Source organism: Noviherbaspirillum denitrificans, from assembly GCF_002211445.1.
Classification (GTDB): Bacteria; Pseudomonadota; Gammaproteobacteria; order Burkholderiales; family Burkholderiaceae_D; genus Noviherbaspirillum; species Noviherbaspirillum denitrificans.
In genome coordinates this window covers 659,478-663,734 of the sequence record NZ_LSTO01000001.1, presented here as the reverse complement: position 1 = coordinate 663,734, position 4,257 = coordinate 659,478, and the positions used below count along the sequence as shown (strand labels likewise).

3 protein-coding genes are annotated in these 4,257 nt (G+C 60.0%); all 3 read right to left on the bottom strand.

Translation table 11 applies throughout. From position 1 onward, the window contains the following. Nucleotides 1-54 precede the first annotated feature (54 nt). The 3 genes from dnaK to hemH all read right to left on the bottom strand — a co-directional run bounded on the left by dnaK (nucleotide 55) and on the right by hemH (nucleotide 4,108). Complete coding sequence (dnaK, locus tag AYR66_RS03390) at nucleotides 55-2,007, bottom strand: molecular chaperone DnaK (protein WP_088706351.1); 1,953 nt, start codon at nucleotides 2,005-2,007, stop codon at nucleotides 55-57. Between the two features lie 99 nt (nucleotides 2,008-2,106). Further along, the gene (gene grpE, locus AYR66_RS03385; protein ID WP_170942266.1) at nucleotides 2,107-2,652 is read right to left on the bottom strand and encodes a nucleotide exchange factor GrpE; all 546 of its coding nucleotides are present in this window, start codon (nucleotides 2,650-2,652) and stop codon (nucleotides 2,107-2,109) included. 349 nt (nucleotides 2,653-3,001) lie between these two features. Beyond that, nucleotides 3,002-4,108: a ferrochelatase gene (gene hemH / locus AYR66_RS03380; protein WP_088706350.1), complete on the bottom strand. Its 1,107-nt coding sequence runs from the start codon at nucleotides 4,106-4,108 to the stop codon at nucleotides 3,002-3,004. Nucleotides 4,109-4,257: the final 149 nt, after the last annotated feature.

The following is a 4,257-nucleotide window of genomic DNA, read 5'->3' as shown; positions in this document are numbered from 1 at the left end:
GGACGATCGCATCGGCTCGGCGGGCCATCACGGCTTGCGCCGCGATGAATGTTATTACTTGTCTTTGACTTCCTTGAAATCGGCGTCGACGACGTCTTCTTCCTTGGCCTTGGCTTCCGATGCGCCTGCACCCGCGCCAGCACCCGCGGCACCGGCAGCGCCTGCCGCACCGGCCTGCTGGGCTTGCGCGTCGGCATACATCTTTTCACCGAGCTTCTGCGCGGCGGTCGACAGTGCGGCGACCTTGGCGTCGATGTCGGCCTTGTCGTTGCCCTTCAGGGCGCCTTCCAGGTCCTTGATCGCTGCTTCGATCTTTTCCTTCTCGCCGCCGTCCAGCTTGTCGCCGTACTCGGTCAGTGCCTTGCGGGTCGAGTGTACCAGTGCATCGCCCTGGTTGCGCGCGTCGGCCAGTTCCTTGAGCTTCTTGTCCTCGTCAGCGTACAGCTCGGCGTCCTTCACCATCTTCTGGATTTCCTCCTCGGACAGGCCCGAGTTGGCCTTGATGGTGATCTTGTTTTCCTTGCCGGATGCCTTGTCCTTCGCGCTCACGTGCAGGATGCCGTTGGCGTCGATGTCGAAGCCGACTTCAATCTGCGGGATGCCGCGCGGTGCCGGCGGAATGCCTTCGAGGTTGAATTCGCCCAGCAACTTGTTGCCGGTCGCCATTTCGCGCTCGCCCTGGTAGACCTTGATGGTCACTGCCGGCTGGTTGTCGTCGGCGGTCGAGAACACCTGGCTGAACTTGGTCGGGATCGTGGTGTTCTTCTGGATCATCTTGGTCATCACGCCGCCCAGGGTTTCGATACCCAGCGACAGCGGGGTCACGTCCAGCAGCAGCAGGTCCTTGCGGTCGCCCGACAGCACGGAACCTTGGATCGCTGCACCGACGGCCACGGCTTCATCCGGGTTGACGTCCTTGCGCGGCTCCTTGCCGAAGAATTCCTTCACCTTGTCCTGCACCTTCGGCATGCGAGTCATGCCGCCGACCAGGATCACGTCCTGGATGTCGGACACCTTCACGCCTGCATCCTTGATCGCGATGCGGCAGGGCTCGATGGTGCGCTCGATCAGTTCCTCGACCAGCGATTCCAGCTTGGCGCGGGTGATCTTCATGTTCAGGTGGACCGGTGCGCCGTTGACCATGGCGATGTACGGCTCGTTGACTTCGGTCTGCTGCGAGGAGGACAGCTCGATCTTCGCGCGCTCGGCCGATGCCTTGATGCGCTGCAGGGCGATCGGGTCCTTCGACAGGTCGAGGCCGTTGATCTTCTTGAACTCGTCGATGATGTAATCGATCATGCGCTGGTCGAAGTCTTCGCCGCCAAGGAAGGTATCGCCGTTGGTGGACAGCACTTCGAACTGCATTTCGCCGTCGACGTCCGCGATCTCGATGATCGAGATGTCGAAGGTGCCGCCGCCGAGGTCATACACGGCGATCTTGCGGTCGCCCTTGCCGCTCTTGTCGAGGCCGAAGGCCAACGCAGCCGCGGTCGGTTCGTTGATGATGCGCTTGACGTCCAGGCCGGCAATGCGGCCGGCATCTTTGGTTGCCTGGCGCTGTGCGTCGTTGAAGTAAGCCGGGACGGTAATGACGGCTTCGGTCACTTCTTCACCGAGGTAGTCTTCGGCGGTCTTCTTCATCTTGCGCAGCACTTCCGCGGAAACCTGCGGCGGCGCCAACTTCTTGTCGCGCACACCTACCCATGCGTCGCCGTTGTCGGCCTTGACGATCTGGTAGGGCATCAGGTTGATGTCCTTCTGGACTTCCTTTTCTTCGAACTTGCGGCCGATGAGACGCTTGACCGCGTAGAGGGTGTTCTTCGGGTTGGTGACGGCCTGGCGTTTTGCCGGCGCGCCAACCAGGATCTCGCCATCGTCCTGATACGCGATCACGGAAGGCGTGGTGCGGGAACCTTCGGAGTTCTCGATAACCTTCGGCTGACCGCCTTCCATGATGGCGACGCAGGAGTTGGTCGTACCCAAGTCAATGCCAATGATCTTGCCCATGATGATGTTCCTTTATCCTTAAAACGAGAGTTTTCTGATGTGTTGTATATATGGAACGAGGCGCAGGTTTCAAGCGCCTTTGTCGCCCTTTTCCGATTCTTATTGCGCGACCGTGACCAGCGCAGGCCGCAGCAGTCGATCGGCGATCATGTAACCCTTTTGCAGGACGGTAACGATCGTATTGGCTTCCTGGTCCGCCGGCACCATGGAAATCGCCTGGTGCTTCATCGGGTCGAGCTTTTCGCCCGGCTGCGGGTTGATTTCCTGCAGGCGGTTGCGCTCGAAGGCGGAAACCAGCTGCTTCAGTGTCATTTCAACACCTTCCTTCAGGGATTCAACCGAGGGGGTTTCCAGCTTGAGCGCCATTTCCAGGCTGTCCTTTACCGGGACCAGTGCCTCGGCAAAATTCTCGATGGCGAACTTGTGCGCCTTGGCGACGTCTTCCTGTGCACGGCGGCGGATATTTTCACCCTCGGCCTTGGCGCGGAGGTAGGCGTCCTGCATTTCGGAGGCCTTGGCTTCCGCTGCCGCGAGGCGTTCTTCGAAGCCGGGCCCAGTCTGAGCCTGGGCCGGCTGCTCGGCAGCGCCTTCTTGCGGCGGGATGGCCTGTTCTACCTGATCCTGCATCTTCTCTTGATCTTGCATCACAAAAAGTCTCCAGAAAATCAATGACTTAGTTTCAATTGACTCAGTAAATGGGGGTTTCCCTTACTTTTTCAAGGGGAATGAATTCAACTATTTGAAATATTTTTGCCCGCCTCGAAACGTTAAGACTTGTTACACACTTTACGGCGAAAGGGGCTTCAATTCCCGGGCAGGCGTACTAGGATGGACTTAATCGAGTGGCAACTGCATTCAGCGCGGTTGCATCGGAGCACAGAACATGAAACTGCAACTTATTTCGGCATCCATCGTCGCCTATACGCTGCTCGCGGCGGCGTGGATCTGCCACGTCGACCTGCCGCCGGCGTTCTGACACCGGCACGCGGACGCCCTACTTTTTCGCCCCCATCTGCATGGCCTTCTGACGCGCCACTTCCGCTTCCTTGCGCGCGTCCTCGCGCATCTGGGGCGTGAGCATCGTAGGCCAGCCGGCCATGTGCTGTTCGGCAATTTCGGCCAGTGCAACGATCCAGGTCGGGTCTTCATTAAGGCAGGGAATGTAGTGGAATTCCTTGCCGCCTGACGTGAGGAAGTCCTGCTTGACCTCCATCGCGATTTCTTCCAGGGTTTCCAGGCAATCGCTGGTGAAGCCGGGGCAAAGCACGTCGATACGTCGCACGCCTTCCTTGCCCATCTTCTGCACAGTCGGCGCAGTGTAGGGCTGCAGCCATTCAGCCTTGCCGAAGCGGGACTGGAACGTGACGATGTACTGCTCGGGCGTCAGGCGCAGCGCAGCCGCAAGCAGGCGCGCGGTCTTGTGGCATTCGCAGTGATAGGGATCGCCGAGCAGCAGCGTGCGCTTGGGAACGCCATGGAAGCTCATCACCAGCTTGTCGGGCCGTCCATGCACCTCCCAATGCGCGAGCACCGACTTCTTGAGGGCATCGATGTAGCCCTCGTTATCGTGGTAGTGCTTGACGAAGCGAAGCTCCGGCACATTACGCACTTTCGCATAGTGGCTGAACACGGCGTCGAAGATGGAAGCCGTGGTGGTCGCGGAATATTGCGGATAGGCAGGCAGGATCAGGATGCGCTCGCAGCCGTCGGCCTTGAGCTTGTCGACGGTTTCGGGAAGCGAGGGGCTGCCGTAACGCATCGCATACGCGACCTGCACATCGTGCCCCCGTTCCCCGAGGTAGCCGCGCAGCAGTGCTGCCTGCTTCTTCGTGTGGACCATCAGCGGCGAGCCTTCCTGGGTCCAGATCGACGCGTACTTGGCGGCCGACTTGGAAGAGCGGAAAGGGAGAATCACGCCATTGAGGATGAGCCACCACACTGCACGCGGGATTTCGACCATGCGCGGGTCGGACAGGAATTGCTTGAGGTAACGCCGTACGGCGGGCGTCGTCGGCTCGTCGGGTGTGCCGAGATTGACCAGCACCACGCCGGTTTTGGACAGCGTGCCATGGGAAAACGGGGGTTCCGGATTGGGGCGCATCGTGTTCGGTGTTCCTTGTTGTATGGCTTACGACGCGAGCAGTTCGCGCGCGTGTTTGCGTGTTGTCGCCGTGATTTCGATGCCGCCGAGCATGCGGGCAATTTCCTCGATGCGCGCCTTCGAGTCGAGCGCATCGATGCTGGACAGCG

Coding starts and splice junctions, on each gene's coding strand:
- dnaK (WP_088706351.1), bottom strand. CDS start 2,007: ATGGGCAAGATCATTGGCATTGACTTGGGTACGACCAACTCCTGCGTC.
- grpE (WP_170942266.1), bottom strand. CDS start 2,652: ATGCAAGATCAAGAGAAGATGCAGGATCAGGTAGAACAGGCCATCCCG.
- hemH (WP_088706350.1), bottom strand. CDS start 4,108: ATGCGCCCCAATCCGGAACCCCCGTTTTCCCATGGCACGCTGTCCAAA.